This is a genomic window from Shouchella rhizosphaerae, from assembly GCF_900142675.1.
GTDB classification, from domain to species: Bacteria; Bacillota; Bacilli; order Bacillales; family Bacillaceae_D; genus Shouchella; species Shouchella rhizosphaerae.
Map to the genome: position 1 here is coordinate 61638 of NZ_FRBS01000001.1, position 19183 is coordinate 80820.

Consider the following 19183-nt stretch of genomic DNA (forward strand, 5'->3'; position numbering starts at 1 on the left):
CAGTAGTAGGCTAAGAGGAGACGATTCCCATGAGAAAAATGATTGATGCTCTCGTTGTAATAGCGTTATTGCTATTTGTTTTAACTGCTTGCTTACAGACAAATACCGAACAAACGGAGGGTGAGATTACATTAACGGAAAGCTGGGATTTTGCCGGAGGTTTTTACCCGATTGAAACGCTAACGGTAAATGCCAATTACGGTCCACAGTTTTACATGGTCAATTTTTATGAAACGCTTGTCCGTTATAAGGATGGAGAAATCATTCCTGGTCTGGCAGAGTCCTGGGAGATATCGGAGGACGGCTTGATCTATACATTTCATTTAAGAGAACAAGTGAAGTTTTCCGACGGCTCACCTTTTAATGCGGAAGCGGTCAAACGAAATCTGGAGGTAATCCCGGCGAATCTCGGACCAATGAATGGAGGTCTGGGAACGGTGTCTACACTCCTGGACCAGATTGTTGTCATCGACACTCATACGGTTGAAGTGCATCTTACAGCCCCTTACTATGGAGCGCTAAAGGATTTTACACTGATGAACCCAATGGCGATGGTATCGCCCGATGCATTCAATGCGGACGGCTCTCCGGGAGATGTCCTCAGAACGGGCACGTTCGGAACGGGTCCTTACATGTATGAGGGGGAAACGGACGGGACGACGTACACCTTTGTTAAAAATCCGCATTATTGGGGCGAGGAGCCCGAGGTCGAACGCTTTCATGTGAAGGTGATTCCGGATAACGATACCAAGCTGCTGGCTTTGCGCAATGGGGAAGTAGACATTCTCGTAGGAACACGGCATATGTCCTATGATCGTTTTAATGAAATGAAAAAATCGGGCTACGGAGCGCAGATTTCAGAAGGGATAGCCAGCAACACGCGGTATCTTGCATTTAATGTGTCCAAAGCGCCTTTCGATGATCGGAATGTACGACTGGCAGCCAGCCGCGCAATCGACAAAGAGGGAGTTGTACAAAGCATATTTACGGGAATTGAAACGAAGGCCGACAGTATTTTCGATCCTGCAATGCCTTACAGCAACGTGGAACTTGTTCCCCATGCATACGACATGGATCAAGCCAAGTTGATTTTAGAAGACGCTGGCTGGGTGGATACGGATGGCGACGGCGTCAGGGAAAAAGACGGCAAGCGCTTGGCAGGCGAGATTCTGTATATTAAGGGAGATGCCATGATCGATGATTTACTTTTGGCGATTTCGGCGCAATGGAATGAACTCGGTATGGACATCAAGCCAAAGGGGATGGAAAAAATGACTTTTCACGCTGAGTTCGCAAAGGCCGATTTTGACCTCGCTTTTTATGAAACTTACGGCTCTGCCTGGGATCCCCACACATCGATGACAAATATGAAGCCCGATTACAGACATGGTTATCCTGCGGCCCAGGCGCTGGCGCTCGTAGAGAACGGCAACGAGATCATAGATGCGCTTAATGTCAGCACAGATGAAGAGCAGATTCAGGAGATTTATGATTTGGTTTTAAACGAAATCAACGACCAGGCCATTCTTATTCCTCTTTCCTATACCAAAGAACTGGCCCTGTACAATAGTCAAAGAATAGCGCATTACTCGTTTAACGGACAACCGGCTGATATTGACGTCGCTGCTATTCAGCTAAAATAAAAAAGCTTTCCCTCGTCTGTAAGGGTGAGGAGAGCTTTTGTTCGGTCAAAGTGTATAGCAGCTATATACTTTTGGGAGGTGTGCTGATTGGGAGGACAATATAATAACCCAAAGAAAAATCGTTCGACAGATGACAATCGCAGCGGCAACTTGGCCGGGGAGGAAGCTCCGCGTATGCTGCCGATAAGCGATACGTTTCGCATGTTGCGCCCGATCCAGATTCACTTGATCACGTGCGCGTTCCTCACCGGGGCGAGCGCGGTAGCCGGCTTTGCGCCGTACTTGGCCATTGTGGAGATCGCCAGAGCCTTGTTCGTAGCCGCCAATGCCGCAGAGGCTGCCAGTACAGTGTGGATCTGGGTCGGCATCGGCGCCGCAGGCGCTGCGTTGCGACTCATTATGCTCGGGTTGTCCACGCATGTCGGCCACAACGCCGACGCAGAAATGCTGCATCATCTCCGAGGTCAAATTGTGAAGCGGCTTGGCGTTCTGCCTCTCGGCTGGTTCCGAGCCGCCGGTTCCGGACAGGTGAAGAAGGCGATGACCGATGATTTGGAAGCGATGCATGAACTGTTCGCCCATGCGTTGGGAGCGGTTGTCGGCGCAGCCGTTTCGCTTGCTGTCGGCTTCACTTACCTGATGCTTGTGGATTGGCGGATGGCGCTCATTACGCTCGCAGTCCCGGTGCTGGCCGCAATTACGTATAAGATGGCGATGCGATCGCTTCCCGCGCACATGTCCCGATTGTTAACCGCAGAGGGACGGATCAGTTCCGCAAGCGTGGAGTATGTTGACGGAATTAACGTCGTAAAGACGTTTGGAGGTACAAAGGGCCGAATATTGGCCCGTTTCGACGAAGCGATGAATGAACACACCGAGGCTTATCGAGCTTGGGTAGCAGGACATCGGAACAGTTCCGCCATGAACCGGGTATTGGGCTCGGAGATGGTCCTGCTTGGCGTAGTATTGTCCGCGGGACTGGCATTCGTGAGCGCAGGCTGGCTTGCGGTTGCCGATCTGCTCCCTTTCCTCGTTGTAGGCGTGGGGCTGCCGACAGCTTTCGGTCCGCTGATCCATGGCTCGCAAGGCGTTCGTATGGCGCGTATGGCAGCCGGCCACATCGGCAGCCTGTTGTCCCGCGAACCGCTGCCCGAGCCCTCGGAGCCTCGTCAACCTCGGGACAATCGCATCGCACATGAGAAGGTATCCTTTTCTTATGATGGACTTACTCAGGTGGTAAGCGAGATCGAGGCGGAGTGCAAGCCCGGTACCGTCACCGCACTGGTCGGTCCGTCCGGCGCGGGCAAATCGACGCTCGCCAGCCTGCTGCCGCGCTTCTACGATGTAACGGGAGGCGCAATCCGTATCGGCGGCGCGGATGTGCGCGAGATCGGTTCCAAGACGCTGCTTTCTTCCATGTCGCTAGTATTTCAGGAAGTTATGCTGCTGCGGGATACCGTGAAGGAAAATATCCGCATCGGACGCCCGGAAGCTACGGATGAAGCCATTTATGAGGCGGCCAAGGCTGCCCAGATTCATGAGGTAATCGAACGTCTTCCGAACGGGTACGACACAATGCTTGAATCTGGCGGGGGAGGATTGTCGGGCGGAGAGCGTCAACGTCTGACGATCGCGCGCGCGATTCTCTCGGGCGCCGGCATCGTCGTACTGGACGAAGCGACGGCCTCGCTCGATCCCGACAGCGAGGCGGCGGTGCAAGACGCATTGGCCGAGCTCACAGCTGGCAAGACGGTCATTGTCATCGCGCATCGTCTTCATACCATTAAAAGCGCAGACCAGATTCTCGTTCTGGATGGAGGGCGTCTTGCCGAGCGCGGCAAGCACGAAGAACTGCTTGCCGAAGGCGGGTTGTACGCTCGGATGTGGGAAGCGCAGAAGAGGGGGGAATCCGCTTGATTCGTATGATTGTTCAGTTATATCGTCTTTGGCCGGATCCGAAGCTGCTGGTTCGCATGTGGCTGCTGAGCGCCATTCTTGCAGTGCTGCAGGGGCTGCTGCTCGGACTGCTGATCCCGATTCTGCGTGCGCTGCTGCAGCCGAGCCCCGATTTCGAGGCAGCCGCCCCTTGGCTGATTGCTGGGGCGGCGGGACTTGTGGTCTATGTGGTGCTGACTGTGCTGGCTACACCTATTGGGTTCGCCGCGAGCATGAAGCTTGCGGTTCAACTCAGACATCATCTGATGAGTCATGTGACGACGCTGCCGCTTGGCTGGTTTACCGCTGCCCGTAAGGGAGAATTCGTCCGTACGGTCACGAATGTGACCGGTGTCCTGTCGCAATTGACCGTGACGGTAGGAGCTCCTGCGATTACCGGCGTGCTGGTGCCTGCTACGATTGTTGGTGTCACCTTTATGGTGGATTGGCGGCTCGCCTTGGTGCTGCTCGTCACGATACCCGTATCGTTATTCGCGCTGCGCCGCTCCAGGCGAACCGTTGATGAGGTATCCGCTGATATGGAAATAGCGGCGAACGAAGTGGCCGGTCGAGCGATAGAGTTCGGTCAGGCCCAGCCGGTATTGCGGGCAGCGGGACACGGCACGACCGGCAGTGTTCGCATGCGGGACGCTCTTGCCGACCATCGCTTGCGGTATCGCCGTGGATTGAAGCGCATGCTGTTTCCTGATTTGTCATACAGCGGCGTAGTCATGATCGGTTTTATTGCGGCAGTCGTACTCGGTGTGCAGCTGCTGCTTGCCGGAACAATCTCCATGGCGGATACGATTGCCTTGCTCGTGCTGGCGGTACGCTTTCTTGAGCCGCTCGGCGGGATGATCGATCACGCTTCGGGTCTTGGCGCGATGGACTATCTTGCAAGGCGTGTCGAGGCTGTGTTGCATACGCCGTCGCTGCCGCACAATCCTCGGCCGGTGCGCCGGCTGGAACGGACCGATATTGCGTTCAACGACGTGACTTTCTCGTATAGCGACAAGCCTGTACTGACGAATGTGACGTTCGAATGTCCTCACGGCAGCACGACGGCATTGGTTGGTCCGTCCGGCTCAGGCAAGACGACGGTGACGCGGCTGATCGCCCGATTCTTCGATGCCGATGCCGGCAGCGTCAGTGTCGGCGGGACGGACGTCCGCGATATTGACCATAACGTTCTGATGAACGACATCGCGATTGTATTTCAGGAAGTCTATCTCTTCGACGCCACAATTGAAGAGAATCTTCGGCTGGCCCGGCCGGATGCAACCGAAGATGAACTGGCCGAAGCGGCCCGCGCCGCTCGGCTGGATGAAGTGGTTGCGCGTCTGCCCCACGGCTGGAAGACGCGGGTAGGCGAAGCGGGGGCGCAGCTGTCCGGCGGAGAACGGCAGCGGGTATCGATCGCGCGCGCATTCCTCAAGAAGGCGCGCATCGTACTGATCGACGAAGCGGCATCGGCGCTCGACCCGGAGAATGAGCGCGCCATTGGCGAGGCGATTGCGGGACTGGCTCGCGATCCCGAGCGAACCGTAATCGTGATTGCCCACCGTCCATCGACGCTGGCTGCGGCTGATCGCGTCGTCGCTCTCGACAGGGGAGAGGTTGCCGAAGTAGGGAGCCCTGAAGCGCTTCGCAAATCCGGCGGAATATATGCCCGGTTGTATAACCAATACGAGAGAGCCCGAAGCTGGCATATTAAGCGGGCTTGAGATGGAGCAGGGAAGGCACTGCGGAACGTGACAGCGGAAATCACTTAACTTTTCCGGGAAGTATGGGGAATAGGCTTTTTAGATATAAAGTGTATAGCAGCTATATTCTTTTACTCATAAATAGGTGTTGGTATATCAACACGGATAGGGGGAACTGATGGGTAACGATCATGTGCATGGTCATCATTCAATGAATGACATGCTTCATTCATCTACTGGGGGCGAGAACGGGCAACTTGCAAAATCCGACGCACTGTGGCGGTTGTTGCGGCCCGTTCATCTGCACCTTGCCTGGTGTGCAATTCTGTCGGCAATCGGCGCGGCTGCCGGGTTCGCTCCTTATATCGCGGTTGCAGAAATTGCACGCATGATGCTCGGTGCGGGGGAGACTAGCGGAAGCGCCGTATGGATGTGGGTCGCGATCGGTGCGATTGGAGCAGGGGTCCGCCTGCTGTTCATTTTCGCTTCGTCGCGGCTTGGGCATTATGCGGACGCGGCGCTGCTGCATGACGTGAGAGTACGCATCGTAAGCAAGCTGGGCGTATTGCCGCTTGGCTGGTTCCGCGCCAGCGGCTCGGGCGCCATAAAAAAACGGATGACCAACGACCTGGAGGAGATGCATCAACTGATTGCGCACGCGCTTGGCGAGCTGGTCGGGGCAGGCGCGGCCATGATTACAGGATTTGCGTATTTGCTGCTGGTGGATTGGCGTATGGCATTGATCTCCATGGCTGTATTGCTCCTCATGGTTATAAGCTATCGGATCGCCATGCGTTCGGCTACGACCCATATGTCCCGTCTGCTGGCCGCAGAAGGGCGAATCAGCGCGGCGAGCGTAGAATATGCGGACGGCATTGCGGTTGTGAAGGCGTTCGGTACAGGCGGACGCATGAATGAACGATTCGGCTCCGCCGTGAAGGAGCATACGAACGCCATGCTCGACTGGGTGAAGGAAACGACGTACAGCTCTGCGGCATCGCGGTTGCTTTCTTCCGAGATGACGGTGCTCGGCGTCGTCATGATTGCCGGACTTGCGCTTGTGAGCGCAGACCAGCTCGCGATGGCCGATCTGCTGCCGTTTCTCGTCATTGCCGTTGGCCTGCCGACATCGATCATGCCCGCCATTCAGGGCGGGCAAGGGATACGAAAAGGCCGCGTTGCCGCCAGCAATATTGAGGAGCTCCTGCAGCAACCGGCCTTGCCGGAGCCAGCGCATCCCAAGCAACCGGCATCCTATCGCGTTGAATTGAACGACGTGTCTTTCTCGTATGACGGGTCAACCGAGACGCTGTCGTCGATCAGCGCGGTGTGCGAGCCGGGCACCGTTACGGCGCTCGTCGGTCCTTCGGGGGCGGGCAAGTCGACGCTGGCCAGTCTGCTGCCGCGATTTTACGATGTGACGGGCGGGTCGATTACAATCGGAGGCGTCGACGTGCGCGATATGACATCGGAGACGCTGCTGTCGTCGATGTCGCTCGTGTTCCAGGATGTCATCCTGCTGCGCGATACCGTGACCGAGAATATCCGCATCGGCCGTCAGGATGCCAGCGACGAAGAAGTGCGCGAGGCTGCGCGGGCTGCCCATATTCATCATGTGATCGAGCGTCTGCCTCAGGGATACGATACGGTGTTGGGCAGCGGAGACGGCGGCTTCTCCGGCGGAGAGAAACAGCGGCTCACGATCGCGCGCGCGATCCTGTCCGGGGCGCCGATCGTCGTGTTGGACGAAGCGACCGCTTCGCTCGATCCCGATGGGGAGACGGCCGTTCAGGAGGCGCTGGCAAAGCTCGCGACGGGCAAGACCGTCATTGTCATTGCGCATCGGCTTCATACCATTAAGAGCGCGGATCAGATTCTCGTGCTGAACGGCGGTCGACTGGTTGAGCGGGGCAAGCACGAGGAGCTGTTAGCCAAGGACGGATTATACGCGCGGATGTGGAACGCGCAGCAGAAGGGAGAGTCGTAAATGATTCGCAAACTGTACAACTTATGGCCGGATCGCAGCATATTGCTGCGCATAGGAGCGCTGCAGGCTGTTTTGGCCATCCTGCAAGGACTGCTGCTCGGGTTGTTGGTGCCGATATTGCGGGCGCTGCTGCAAGCCGAACCGGATTTCCAGGCGGCCGCTCCTTGGCTCATTGCGGGTTCCGTCGGGCTTCTTCTGTATTGGGTGCTCACGGTCATCGCGACGCCGATCGGCTTTGCCGCCAGCATGGAGCTGGCGGCGGCGCTTCGCCATCATGTGATGCGCCATGTCGCCACGTTGCCGCTAGGCTGGTTCACCGCCGCCAACAAGGCGCGGCTGGCACGCGCCGTGACGGCGGACGCCGGCAATATCGGACATTTGGCTGTCGTCATCGGGGCGCCAGCCATTGTCTCCATGTTTGTCCCACTTACAATTATCGGAGTCGCCATGGCGCTGGAATGGAGAGTGGCGCTCGTATTTCTAGCGATTATTCCGATTGCGCTGCTGATGCTTCGGCATTCCGGCCGTATTGCATCGGAGGCCGATATCGAGCTTGAAGAAGCGGCCACGGAAATCGCCGGCCGCGCGATTGAGATTGGTCAAGCCCAGACGGTGCTGCGAGCGGCGGGACAGGGGCAGTCGGGGGGCATGCGCATGCGGGAAGCGCTGGATGAACATCGGGCTTCATACCGCCGAGGGCTAAGACGTGTCATGCTGCCGGATCTGTCGTATACGGCTATTGTGCTCGGTGGCTTTATCGCTATACTGGCCTTCTCCGCATACTTGCTGCTGTCCGGTTCGCTTGCACTCACGGATACGATCGTACTGCTGGTGCTGGCGGTCCGATTTTTGGAGCCGCTCGGCAATTTGATCGAGCTGATCGGCGCGCTGCGAGCCATGGAGAATGCAACTGTTCGCGTTCAGTCCATACTGGATACGCCCTCCCTCCCTCGCCTGCCGAATGCGGCGACTACTCTGGAGCATGCGGGGATCGAGTTCGACGAAGTTACGTTCTCCTACGGCGACACGCCAGCGCTGAGCGACGTTACATTTCGCTGTCCGGCAGGCAGTACGACGGCGCTGGTCGGACCTTCCGGATCCGGCAAAACGACCGTCACACGGCTCATTGCGCGGTTCTTCGATGCCGATGCCGGATGCGTACGGGTCGGCGGCGTGGACGTTCGGCAGCTTGATCCCGGTGTGTTGTTGAACGATATCGCCATCGTGTTCCAAGAGGTATATCTGTTCGATTCCTCCATTGAAGAGAACCTTCGGCTTGCGCGCCCGGACGCTTCGCTTGAGCAGCTTAACGAAGCCGCACGCGCTGCCCGTTTGGACGAGGTCATCGAACGGCTGCCCGATGGGTGGCAGACCCGTGTCGGGGAAGGGGGATCGCGGCTCTCCGGGGGAGAACGGCAGCGTGTATCGATTGCGCGCGCCTTCCTTAAGCAAGCGCGCATCGTACTGATCGATGAAGCGGCGTCCGCGCTTGATCCGGAGAACGAGCGGGCCGTAAGCGAAGCGATTGCGCGGCTCGCGCGCGACCGCCGCAGAACGGTCATCGTCATTGCCCACAGACCGGCTACCCTTGCGGCGGCGGATCAAGTCATCACGCTTGAGGCCGGGCGGGTTGCAGAGATTGGATCTCCGGCGGAGCTTCGTGTCGCAGACGGAATGTTTGCCAAGCTATATGGTCAGTACGAGCGGGCCCGCAGCTGGCATATTGCAAGGAGGAATTAACCTTGATGAAAGCATCAGCACAAGGCGTTTACGTGATACAACTGGAAGACAGAATTGAGAAAAGCGGGATTAAATGGACAAAGCAACGTACAGCAATCATTCATGCCTTTATGGAGAAAGGAGCAGGGCTTTTAACCGCAGAAGAAGTGTTCCTTCTAACTAAAAGTCATCTTCCCAAACTGGGAATGGCAACCGTTTATCGGACGTTGGAATTGTGCGTCGAGGCACGTTTACTTCGCAAGATTTTTAATGATCGAACAGCCAGATATTGCCTTTGCCCTTTTGAAATGAACGGTAACCGTACTTGAAATAGAATGTATTTTATTCGTTCAAACTATTTAGTTACTGGACGTGAAACGGCCCCTCTGCGGATAGAGGGGCTGTCTTTTATTTGCCTATCAGAGGTTCAGACATTCCAGCCCTTGCATGTATCGCTGCAACGCTTGCGGAATCCGGATGGAGCCGTCTTCCTGCTGGTGATTCTCCAGCAGTGGGATCAATATACGGGGCGAAGCGATGGCCGTATTGTTCAGGGTGTAGCAAAATTGCGTCTTGCCGTCTGCATTCCGGTATCTGATGTTCGAACGACGGGCTTGAAAATCCAGCAGATTGGAGGCGGAGTGAGTCTCACCGTACGCTTGACGGCTTGGCATCCAGGTCTCGATGTCCCATTGTTTGTAGGTTTTCTGAGACATGTCGCCTATGCATACGGCCATGACGCGATAAGGAAGCTCCAGCAGCGACAGGATCTCCTCCGCATTGGCTGCGATCTCTTGCAATAGCTGTTCCGATGTCTCCAGACTGGCTTCACACAAAATGACTTGCTCCACCTTGGAGAACTGATGCAACCGGTACAAGCCATGAACGTCTTTTCCTGCCGATCCTACCTCATTGCGGAAGCAAGTTGAGATGGCAGCAAGTCGGATGGGCTCGGTGACGTCCACGATTTCATGGTCGTACTACGACACAAGCGGCACTTCTGAAGTACCCACCAGCCATTTATCCACTTCCGCCATCCTGGAAGTGAGCGGTACCAAGCAAAGCCTCTGTCCGGACCATGAGCGGCACCTCAAGCAGCGTGAACCCTCTTTGAATTAGCACATCGAGGGCCAATTGCTGGACCGCCCGGTGCAGTAGCGCTCCCATGCCAGTAAGATAGTAATTGCGGCTGCTCGCGATCTTGACACCACGGGGGATATCGATCATCTGATGGAGCTCACCAAGCGAGACATGATCCTTGGTCTCGAAATCAAACCTCGTCGGTTCACCTATCCGTCTTACCTCTACATTGTCATGATCGGAGCTGCCCGACGGCGTATCCGGCGACACTACATTGGGTACGTGGAGCATGAGTTGTCTGTAATGGGTTTCAACTTCTCTGTGCTCCTCTTCCGCAGTACTTAAGCGTTGATTGATTTCCTTTACTTGCTGTTTACTGCGGTCAGCCATCTCACGTTCATTGCTCCGCATGAACTTGCTGATCTCCTGGCTTAGCCGGTTGCGATCCTGCCGCAGCTCCTCCAACTGCTGGTGCAGGCTCCGCCGTCTGTCATCGTATGCCACCAATTGAGAGATGGAGGGGGATCCCTTTTTGGTTCGCGATAGCTTGCACTTCCGCTTGATTTTGCCTAATCCATTTGGTGTCCAACATGCAACGCACTCCTTATTGAGAATATAAAAAGCGCTCTCGTCCGATTGGGACGAAGAACGCTATTCTCGCGGTGCCACCCAAATTGATCGAACAGCATCACTGTCCAATCCCCTTAGTTCCACGGTAACGGGCGGGCCCGGTTAACTTAGGGGGAACGTGCTTCCCCTTGACGAAAACGCCTCCGAGTTGGATTCTCTTCAACGGCCTGAGGTGACTTTTTTTATAAGTATATCTTAGACTGCTCATGTATTCAAGGGCTGAGTTTTACCGATACCCCTCAGCATCTGCAGGTTTGCCCGTATCCTGAACTTCAACGATGTAACGCCAAGCATCGGGCCTAGAGCCGTCGAGATCCGTTATTCCGTACACTTTCGCAAGTTCACCGCTCGATGTAGATTGTCCGTTCCAGCGTGCGGCGTCTGGGTCACTAGCCAATGCCGCGATCCCACGGCCAATAAAGCGTGGCGTTTCCGAAATGATGAAATGTGGTTCCCGTACGAGCGCATCTCTCCAGTTCGCTTCGGTTACGCCGTATTCCTCCAACATGATTTCAGAACGCAGCCAGCCCGGCGATACTGAGAGTGCGCTTCCTTGGTAGGGGGCAAGTTCATGCGCCAAAGATTGGGCCATTCGGATGACGGAGGTTTTCGCCAAATCGTAGAATAGTGATAAACGATAGTTTGTTTCATTATAGGCTTTTGTCCCATCCGTGACTTCCACAACTAGTCCGTGCGGTTTTCGGGTTAACAGCTGCAGTGCGTAGTGGTTTGTAATGATATGGGTGTCGATGGCCAAATGTAGCATGCGTAAACCGTTTTCCAGCGAATGCTCCCAGACGGGGACATTCCACTCTACCATATATTCGCCGCCCCAGATATCGTTGACCAAAATGTCTAGCTGACCTTGTTCACGTTCTATTCGTACGATTAAATCCTGAACCTGAGCGGGATTGAGGTGATCGACTTGTACGGCAATTCCGGTGCCGCCCGCCTGATTAACGAGTTCAGCAGTTTCTTCAATTGTTTCTGGACGATTGTACTCTGAGGGGCTCATCCGTGTTGTACGGCCAGTCACGTAGACGGTTGCTCCTGCTGCCCCTAACTCAATTGCGATACCTCTGCCTGCGCCCCGGGTTCCTCCAGCAACTAACGCTACTTTTCCTGATAAAGGTTTCATCATTAGCTACCTCTCTTCCTCTAATGATCGATTTCATCATAGTTTTAACTTTTCTTTAAATTTAAGTAGTAGTCCTTTGTACTTTTATCAAACTTCTCTATAGCGTATCTTAATGTTACTCTAGGCATGGTGCTGGCGTGTTTATTCAGGAAAGATTTCAGCTTGTCTTCGTCTTTTTTACCTGCTTCACGAATGAAACTGCCAACTGCCTTGTTGATCAATTCCTCCGGATCGTTTATTAGTATTTCAGCGATGGCAAAGGTGTCCTCGAGGTTTCCTTTTTTGATAAAGCTATATGTACTTACCATCGCTGTTCTTCGCTCCCAAATATTAGAGGAGTGTGCCATCTCGTACAGTTTATCCTTTGGTTTATCGAGCAAATAGTTTCCAACGACAGAAGGAGCGGCACGATCGACGAAGTCCCAGTTGTTAATTCGATCATGCCTTCCTACATAAAGTTCGTATAATGCTTGTCTGTGGTCGTCGGGGAGTTTTTTTGTCTTAGCCTGAAAATCCATAATGCTCACGGCACCCATTCTCACTTCATAATAATCACTTTCTAAAAGTAGATCGATTTCCGTTAAAGGCATATTCATAAATTGTTTTGCAATTTGGAACACAGTACGCATGTTTAGACCTAAGGCCTTCGTGTTTTGATCGGAACCTTTAAAAAACTTCTTCATTTTTTCGATGTCCGCTTCGTTTTGGTGTTGCTGTAACTCCTGTATAAAGCGTTCAGCAGTAAGATTGTCCATGATTTCAAAACTCCTTTCGATTGGTCGAATAATAGTATAGCAAACGAACGATTTCCACATTTCTTTTAGGTTGCTGTATTTCAGAAATCTTTCTTTAAAATAAATGCGGACAACGATCCATCAACTGCTGCTTGATTTGCTCAGGTTGGTCCGTTTCCACAACAATACGTTCGTACAAAGACGAAGGTGCCAATTCGAGGATCACAGTCGAATGTCGTTTTGAGTAAGCCATGAATGTACGTTTTCCGTTATGGAAGAAGCGTCCTGTCCGGTAAAAGGGTAGTGAGACACCTCCAGTCGGTAATGCTGTAACACGCTCTTGGAACGAGCCAGCCTGCACAGATTTGATTGCGGTATAAGGAATCGTCAATTTTCGCTTAAAACCTGTAATAGCTGCTATCCCTGAAAACGTCAAGACGACTTCAGTAGGATCAAAGTAAAATTCAGTATTCATCGTTATTCTCCTTTACTTGTTGGTTTTTGAGGTTGAGGAATCATCATAGAAGCAAATAAACGCGTTTTTCGCTCAGGTGTTGGCTTGTTTGCCGCAACCTTCTCCAGTAGCTCATTGACACCAGCAACAAATGCCGCAAATTCTCCATCTGACATATGGAGTGGCGCATTCCAGTAGCCGAAGCCATCCGTCGCATATTGCTCTACCGGCGTTTTGCTCAAATAAGCGGTTGCTTGTTGTAGAAGATTGGCATGGAAGATGGAGAAGTACCGCAGATGATCCTCCTGGGAGGCGGAGTATGCTTCGCTCTCAGGAATGGACAAGTTTTCTTTCACAGCTGCATAGACGCGTTCCTCTTGACCATGTATTTTGTTAACCTGGACGACTTCAATCAAGTGGGCTTCCAACATGATCTTCATATGGCGGTACAAGGTCGCTTGCGGCACATCACCAAGCACTTCCGCCAATTGCAAAATCGTCTGAGGTTCTTCCGCAAGCAATTGTTGAATAATACGCATGCGTACGGGATGAAGCAGTAGATCGGTTTTTTTCATAGGAACCTCCTCGTATTTAGTATAATAGCTTGACATGTTATTATTATTCTATAAAATGATAATAACATCAATGATCTTTTATTGCAAGTGTCTCGTTCATTTGAATGAACCGATAATAAATGAAAGTAGGGATGATTATGATTTTAGAACAAAAGAAAAAATGGATGGAGAGACGATGGTTTCAAGTCGTGCTCAGTATGATGCTGGTGGTCGTTGTATTAGGAAGTGCGGGTTTCATCTATCAATATCAGAGCTTGAAGGCCGATGCGATCCAATATCCGCCAGTGGGCGAAATGGTTGAGCTTGATGGGCAACAGATGCATATGTACAAACAAGGTGAAGGGGATATTACCATTGTGCTGGCATCGGGGCATGGCACGGAAAATCCATATGTAGATTTCTATCCGCTGCATGAGAATCTCTCTAAGCAAGCCAGGGTGGTCATTTATGATCGATTTGGTTATGGCTGGAGTGATCAAACATCGGTTCCAAGGGATATCGACACTATTACGCAAGAGCTCTCCAACTCCCTGCGTGAGAGTGGAGAGAAGGGGCCTTATCTGTTCGTTGCGCACTCTATTGCATCTCTTGAGGCTATTCGCTTCGCCCAAACGCATCCGGATGAAGTCGTCGGTATCGTTCTGCTTGATGCAGGTAATCCGACATTTTACGAAACCTATAATACACCTTCCAAAACAATGCAAAAGTTCATGCAAACGTTGAAAACTAGTGGAGCTTTGCGAGTTTTGTCCCACGTTCAATCTGTCGCAGAAACATTATTGGTACCAGAAGAAGGATATGGGCAAGACATTCCTGAGCCACTTAAGGAGATGCAGCTTGCCATGCTATTAAAGAATTTTTCGAATGATACAGTCATTGACGAAATGATGCATCTGCAATCAAATGCCAAAAAAGTGGTCGATGGTGGTCATCTTGGCGATCTACCACTAATTTGGTTCACAGCAGGAAGCAATCAGCAAGTGATCGAGGGGTGGGCGGAGTCTCAGGAAGAATTGGCAGAATGGTCTACAAACCATAAACAAATTATTTTAGACAATGCGGGACATTATGTGCATCATCATGAGCCCGAGCTTATTATCGAGGAGATTTCAAGTTTAGCAGAGCTTTTGAGTCAAAATTGAACTGGAACAATTCATATTTCAATATTTGAATAAGATAGAAATGCATAGTTACTTAAAAGTCTTGTCTTTGTTCATTGGGTGGTAAATGGAATCGAATAAAATGTTTAGACTTAAGCAAAAAGAGCAGAAAATTTTTAGGTATGGATAATCTCATCACATTGAGAGGAGGATTTTTACAGCGTTTCAGAGAAGGATTCTAGTTCAACGAAATCAACAATTGTTTACGCATTTTCACTCAGCAGTCATCCATTAGGTAGGAGCATCATGTAAGTATTTATATTCGCTGAACAAGTGAGTGAGACTGACTCAAAGCAGGGGAAGTAAAGCGAATAGTTATTGTGGAATCAATTAAACAATGTGCGAATATAAGATAATGCATATCAAGTGATTTTGCACACTTAAAGTGCCTATTTTTACTCGGAAAAGTCGTCTTAAGAGCTCCTAGTAAGCATGTGGTATAATATTGTTAATTGTCAGAAAGGGGGAGCCCTATTGAAAATAAAAGTAATTGTCTCTGATGATAACTCCCTTATACGTGAAGGGATGAAAATTATTTTATCCACGTTTGAGGAATTTAAGGTGCTTGCGACGGTTAAGGATGGAAAGGAAGCTGTAAAATATTGTGAACGGTATGCTGTTGATGTCGCTCTGCTTGATATACGTATGCCGAACATGAATGGACTGGAAGCAACTAAGCTTATCAGGGAAAGCACTTCTGCTAAGTGTTTAATATTAACCACTTTTGATGACGACACCTTCATTGAGGATGCATTAAAATACGGTGCCAGCGGATATTTGCTGAAAAATAACGATCCTGAAAAAATACGCGATGCGATAAGAACAGTGTACAACGGCCACCATGTGTTGCAAGATACGGTTTTGGATAAGATGAGATCCGGATTTAGCCTTAGTCCGAGATATGAAGATGGGGCGAAAATTGCGGGATACAGCTTTGACACTAGCCCGTTCACCGAGAGAGAACTGAAGATTATGGCTTTGATCGCGAAAGGTTTGACTAACAGAGAAATTGCAGAAAAGCTGTTTATATCTGAAGGGACGGTTGCCAACCACGTTACTTCGATATTGGGCAAGACCGGCTTCGCGCATCGTACCCAAATCGCGATTTATTATTTGACCGGGGAAGGTAAGTAGATGAAGCATAACCAGTTGGAATTGTGGATCATCAGCCTCAAAGTCATGCTGCTGCTCTATGCTGTCGTTTCATACTTTATGTCCGGTGCTGTTGTATCGCCATGGATGACGTTGTTTATCCTGATCTATGTAAGCTTGAATATTTCCTTTCATTTGATCGGAAGATACCTGAAGCTCGTCTTGATAGCATGCTCCATCGCTGTTCTGGTTGTTTTCCATTATGCTCTGTATCCGCTTTTGGTTGTGCTTATTCCTGTTAATTTGTATGAGTTGGCCGCACAGCTGTTTCGAAATTATTGGCTCAGAGCGGCTATTGTGTTCATCCCGCTTGTCGTCCTGCCCAATGAATGGCTGCTGGACTACGGATTGTTTGCCGCGTTAGGCTTTGTGTTTTTGACGATGCTGAACATTTACGAAAGCAAGGTGCAGTATTTATCCGATGAAACGGATCGGATGAGAAACGACACACATCAGCTAACGGTGCGTTTGACGCAAAATGAAGAATTTATGAGACAAGCGGAGCATGCCTATAAATTGGAGGAACGCAACCGATTGTCGCAGGAGATTCACGATCAAATCGGCCACTCCATGACAGGAGCTTTGATTCAAATGGAAGCAGCGAAGCGGCTGATGGATAAGGATCCGACCAAAACGGCGGAACTGCTGCAAAATGCGATCCATATCTCAAAAGAAGGCATTGAACGCATTCGTCTCGTGCTCAAAAATATGAAGCCGCTCACGGAACAGCTTGGACTGCGCCGCATGAAACGGCTCACCGAGCAGTTTTCCGCAACGCATCTGATTCGAATTTACTTGACGCATGAAGGCAATCTCGATATGATTGCCCCGATTCACTGGAAGATCTTCGAGGACAACATGATGGAATCGTTAACAAATACGATGAAATATGCACGATCCAGCGTCGTGACGGTCCACATTCAAGTGTTGAATACGATGATTAAATGTAGGATCTCCGATAACGGCAATGGGGAAAGGCAAGTAATCAAAGGAATGGGTATCATCGGTATGGAAGAAAGGGCTGCCATCGTCGGAGGAACGGTTATTGTCGACGGATCAAACGGCTTTTCGGTAACAACACTGATTCCATATGATAAAAAGTGAAGAATCTCATGGGTAAGGATGAACTTGTGCACTGGTGCAGGTACATCCTTTTTTATATGATAACCCTATACATGAAGGGGAGGATGCACGATGAATGTGCTTGAAATTGAGAAATTGACGAAAAAGTTCGGTGATTTCATCGCCGTAGACCATATTTCCTTCTCCGTTAAGGAGGGAGAAATTTTCGGGTTCCTCGGTCCGAACGGAGCCGGAAAAAGCACGACCATTCATATGATTGTTTCGTTGCTGAGCGTTGCGGACGGGACGATCAAACTGCTGGGAAAAGATATCGCCAAGCACCGCAAATTTGCGAAGGAGAACATCGGCATTGTTCCTCAGGAACTGGCCATATATGAGAACATGAGCGCTTATGAAAATGTTGCCTTTTTTGCCGGGTTGTACGGATTAAGGGGAGAAAAATTGAAAAAGAGTGTGGCAAAGGCGTTGGATTTTGTCGGACTCGGTGACAAACAGCATGTTTACTCGGAGAAATTTTCCGGCGGCATGAAAAGGAGACTGAATATTGCCTGTGCCATCGCCCATCAGCCCCAATTGATCATCATGGATGAACCGACGGCGGGGATCGATCCACAAACGAGAAACTATATTTTGCAATCCGTAAAAAAGTTGAATGAAGCGGGTTGCACGATTATCTATACAAGCCATTACATGGGCGAAGTAGAGGAAATATGCTCACATATCGCGATTATCGATCATGGGAAAATTATCGCGGAAGGGACCAAGGAACAGCTCAAGAGCATTATTACGGAGCAAACTCAAATTGAAATCGAGGTCCGATCCGCGGAACACTTCCGTGCAGAAAAATTGAGAGACATTGTGGGCGTAAACACCGCCCATATGACCGATGACAAAGTCATCATAAGTACGGCTGCGGAAGTGAACAACATGAATGACATTATTCGCACGTTAATCCGTGAAGAGGTGGAAATTCTTTCGGTTAAAACGACGCAGCCTGATCTAGAAACGGTCTTTCTGACGCTGACAGGCCGAAGTTTGCGCGAATAAAACACGATAAACAGGAAGTTAGGGAGGTGCAACCGTTGAACGTTTTACGAATCGCACTGAAAGAGCTGAAGACGTTTCGAGATCCGAAAATACTGGTATTTATGCTGGCGACTCCTCTTCTGCTTATGTTCATTTTGGGGACGGTGCTCAGCAATGCCTTTAACAGTAGTGCTGAGATAAATGAAATACAGTTGCTAGCTCAGCTTGAAACCAGCGACAGCATGATTCAGGAATCTTGGGAGTCCTTTGTTCGAGAAACGGAGCAGGCTGGGATTGTTTTTGAACAAGCAGGGAGCTATGAAACAGCCGTACAGGATGTACAGAACGGTCGTTACACCGGGTATGTGACCATTTCTAGCGACGGGATGGAATATTATGGCAGTGATCGCAGTGAACTTGAAAGTAGTATTGTTAAGGGAATGCTTACCGCATTTGCTATGGGATACAACCTTGAAACCGTGATTACAGTGGACGATGCGGCAACGCAAAGCATAGACAATGCAATGAATTATGTAGAGGAGGTCTCCTTACATGCCGACAGGCAGCCGGGTGCAATGGATTATTATGCGATCACTATGACAACATTAATCATCCTCTTTAGTGCTTTGACGGCCGGGCAGTTGATGGAGAGCGAACGGAAGCGAAATACCGCGATGCGTCTGCTGGCAGCACCTGTGACAAGACTGCAAATTTTTATCGGCAAAATTGCTGGAACGTTTTTCTTGAACGCCCTGTTCGTTATTATTATTGTCTTTTTTAGCTCGATGATGTTCGAAGCGTATTGGGGAGAGCGGCTTGCTGTGGTATTTGCTGTCTTGTTCTCGCAAATTTTGTTTGCCCTTTCACTCGGTATCGGGCTGGGTTATTTGCTCCAAGGCGGCGCATCCGGCGTGGTGCTTATGATCATCGTTCAACTGGAAGCCTTTTTCGGCGGCGCCTATTTTGCCATTCAAGATGCTGGCGGCTTTCTGGGTGTGTTGGCGAATATGTCTCCGCTCGGCTGGACGAATCAGGGGATTTTCCAATTGATTTACACAGAAGCGAGCTCTGCCGCCAATCAGGCCATGCTGTTTAATATTTGCGGAGCCGCATCGTTATTAGTTGCGACAACCTATTTGCTGCGTCGGCGGGAGGGACTGTAAA

Annotated in this window: 15 protein-coding genes and 1 pseudogene; 11 read left to right on the plus strand and 5 right to left on the minus strand. The window is 51.0% G+C overall.

What is annotated here, in order from left to right; all coding sequences use genetic code 11:
- Positions 1-29 precede the first annotated feature (29 nt).
- The 6 genes from nikA (at position 30) to BUC05_RS00420 (ending at position 9316) form a co-directional block, all read left to right on the plus strand.
- Positions 30-1643, plus strand: a complete 1614-nt coding sequence (gene nikA, locus BUC05_RS00395; RefSeq protein WP_073303820.1) for a nickel ABC transporter substrate-binding protein — start codon at positions 30-32, stop codon at positions 1641-1643.
- An 87-nt stretch (positions 1644-1730) separates the two neighbouring features.
- Entirely contained in the window at positions 1731-3560 is a 1830-nt protein-coding gene (locus tag BUC05_RS00400; protein WP_230875685.1) for an ABC transporter ATP-binding protein, read from the plus strand.
- A gap of 5 nt (positions 3561-3565) precedes the next feature.
- Positions 3566-5302: an ABC transporter ATP-binding protein gene (locus BUC05_RS00405; RefSeq protein ID WP_073304302.1), complete on the plus strand. Its 1737-nt coding sequence runs from the start codon at positions 3566-3568 to the stop codon at positions 5300-5302.
- A 157-nt stretch (positions 5303-5459) separates the two neighbouring features.
- Positions 5460-7268: an ABC transporter ATP-binding protein gene (locus BUC05_RS00410; protein ID WP_244153273.1), complete on the plus strand. Its 1809-nt coding sequence runs from the start codon at positions 5460-5462 to the stop codon at positions 7266-7268.
- Positions 7269-9008 carry an ABC transporter ATP-binding protein gene (locus tag BUC05_RS00415; RefSeq protein WP_073303822.1) on the plus strand — a complete coding sequence of 580 codons (1740 nt, stop codon included), beginning with the start codon at positions 7269-7271 and terminating at the stop codon, positions 9006-9008. It abuts the gene before it with no gap.
- 5 nt (positions 9009-9013) lie between these two features.
- Positions 9014-9316: a Fur family transcriptional regulator gene (locus tag BUC05_RS00420; protein ID WP_142237498.1), complete on the plus strand. Its 303-nt coding sequence runs from the start codon at positions 9014-9016 to the stop codon at positions 9314-9316.
- 90 nt (positions 9317-9406) lie between these two features.
- Here the strand turns inward: BUC05_RS00420 and serS are convergent.
- The 5 genes and pseudogenes from serS to BUC05_RS00445 all read right to left on the minus strand — a co-directional run bounded on the left by serS (position 9407) and on the right by BUC05_RS00445 (position 13598).
- Positions 9407-10659 (minus strand): annotated as a pseudogene (gene serS / locus BUC05_RS00425) (serine--tRNA ligase).
- 264 nt (positions 10660-10923) lie between these two features.
- Entirely contained in the window at positions 10924-11835 is a 912-nt protein-coding gene (locus BUC05_RS00430) for an SDR family oxidoreductase (RefSeq protein ID WP_073304308.1), read from the minus strand.
- Positions 11836-11879: 44 nt separating this feature from the next.
- The gene (locus BUC05_RS00435) at positions 11880-12590 is read right to left on the minus strand and encodes a DNA alkylation repair protein (protein WP_073303827.1); all 711 of its coding nucleotides are present in this window, start codon (positions 12588-12590) and stop codon (positions 11880-11882) included.
- Positions 12591-12684: 94 nt separating this feature from the next.
- Complete coding sequence (locus tag BUC05_RS00440) at positions 12685-13044, minus strand: PH domain-containing protein (protein WP_073303830.1); 360 nt, start codon at positions 13042-13044, stop codon at positions 12685-12687.
- A gap of 2 nt (positions 13045-13046) precedes the next feature.
- Entirely contained in the window at positions 13047-13598 is a 552-nt protein-coding gene (locus BUC05_RS00445; RefSeq protein ID WP_073303833.1) for a helix-turn-helix domain-containing protein, read from the minus strand.
- A 137-nt stretch (positions 13599-13735) separates the two neighbouring features.
- Here BUC05_RS00445 and BUC05_RS00450 point away from each other — a divergent pair, with 137 nt between their 5' ends.
- From BUC05_RS00450 to BUC05_RS00470, 5 genes are all read left to right on the plus strand, one after another.
- On the plus strand, positions 13736-14740 hold the full coding sequence (locus BUC05_RS00450) for an alpha/beta fold hydrolase (protein WP_073303837.1): 1005 nt from the start codon (positions 13736-13738) through the stop codon (positions 14738-14740).
- A 450-nt stretch (positions 14741-15190) separates the two neighbouring features.
- Complete coding sequence (locus tag BUC05_RS00455) at positions 15191-15892, plus strand: response regulator (RefSeq protein ID WP_073303840.1); 702 nt, start codon at positions 15191-15193, stop codon at positions 15890-15892.
- Complete coding sequence (locus BUC05_RS00460) at positions 15893-17014, plus strand: sensor histidine kinase (RefSeq protein WP_084140002.1); 1122 nt, start codon at positions 15893-15895, stop codon at positions 17012-17014.
- A gap of 90 nt (positions 17015-17104) precedes the next feature.
- Positions 17105-18040, plus strand: a complete 936-nt coding sequence (locus tag BUC05_RS00465) for an ABC transporter ATP-binding protein (RefSeq protein WP_073303843.1) — start codon at positions 17105-17107, stop codon at positions 18038-18040.
- A gap of 26 nt (positions 18041-18066) precedes the next feature.
- Positions 18067-19182 carry an ABC transporter permease gene (locus BUC05_RS00470; protein ID WP_244153274.1) on the plus strand — a complete coding sequence of 372 codons (1116 nt, stop codon included), beginning with the start codon at positions 18067-18069 and terminating at the stop codon, positions 19180-19182.
- Position 19183: the final 1 nt, after the last annotated feature.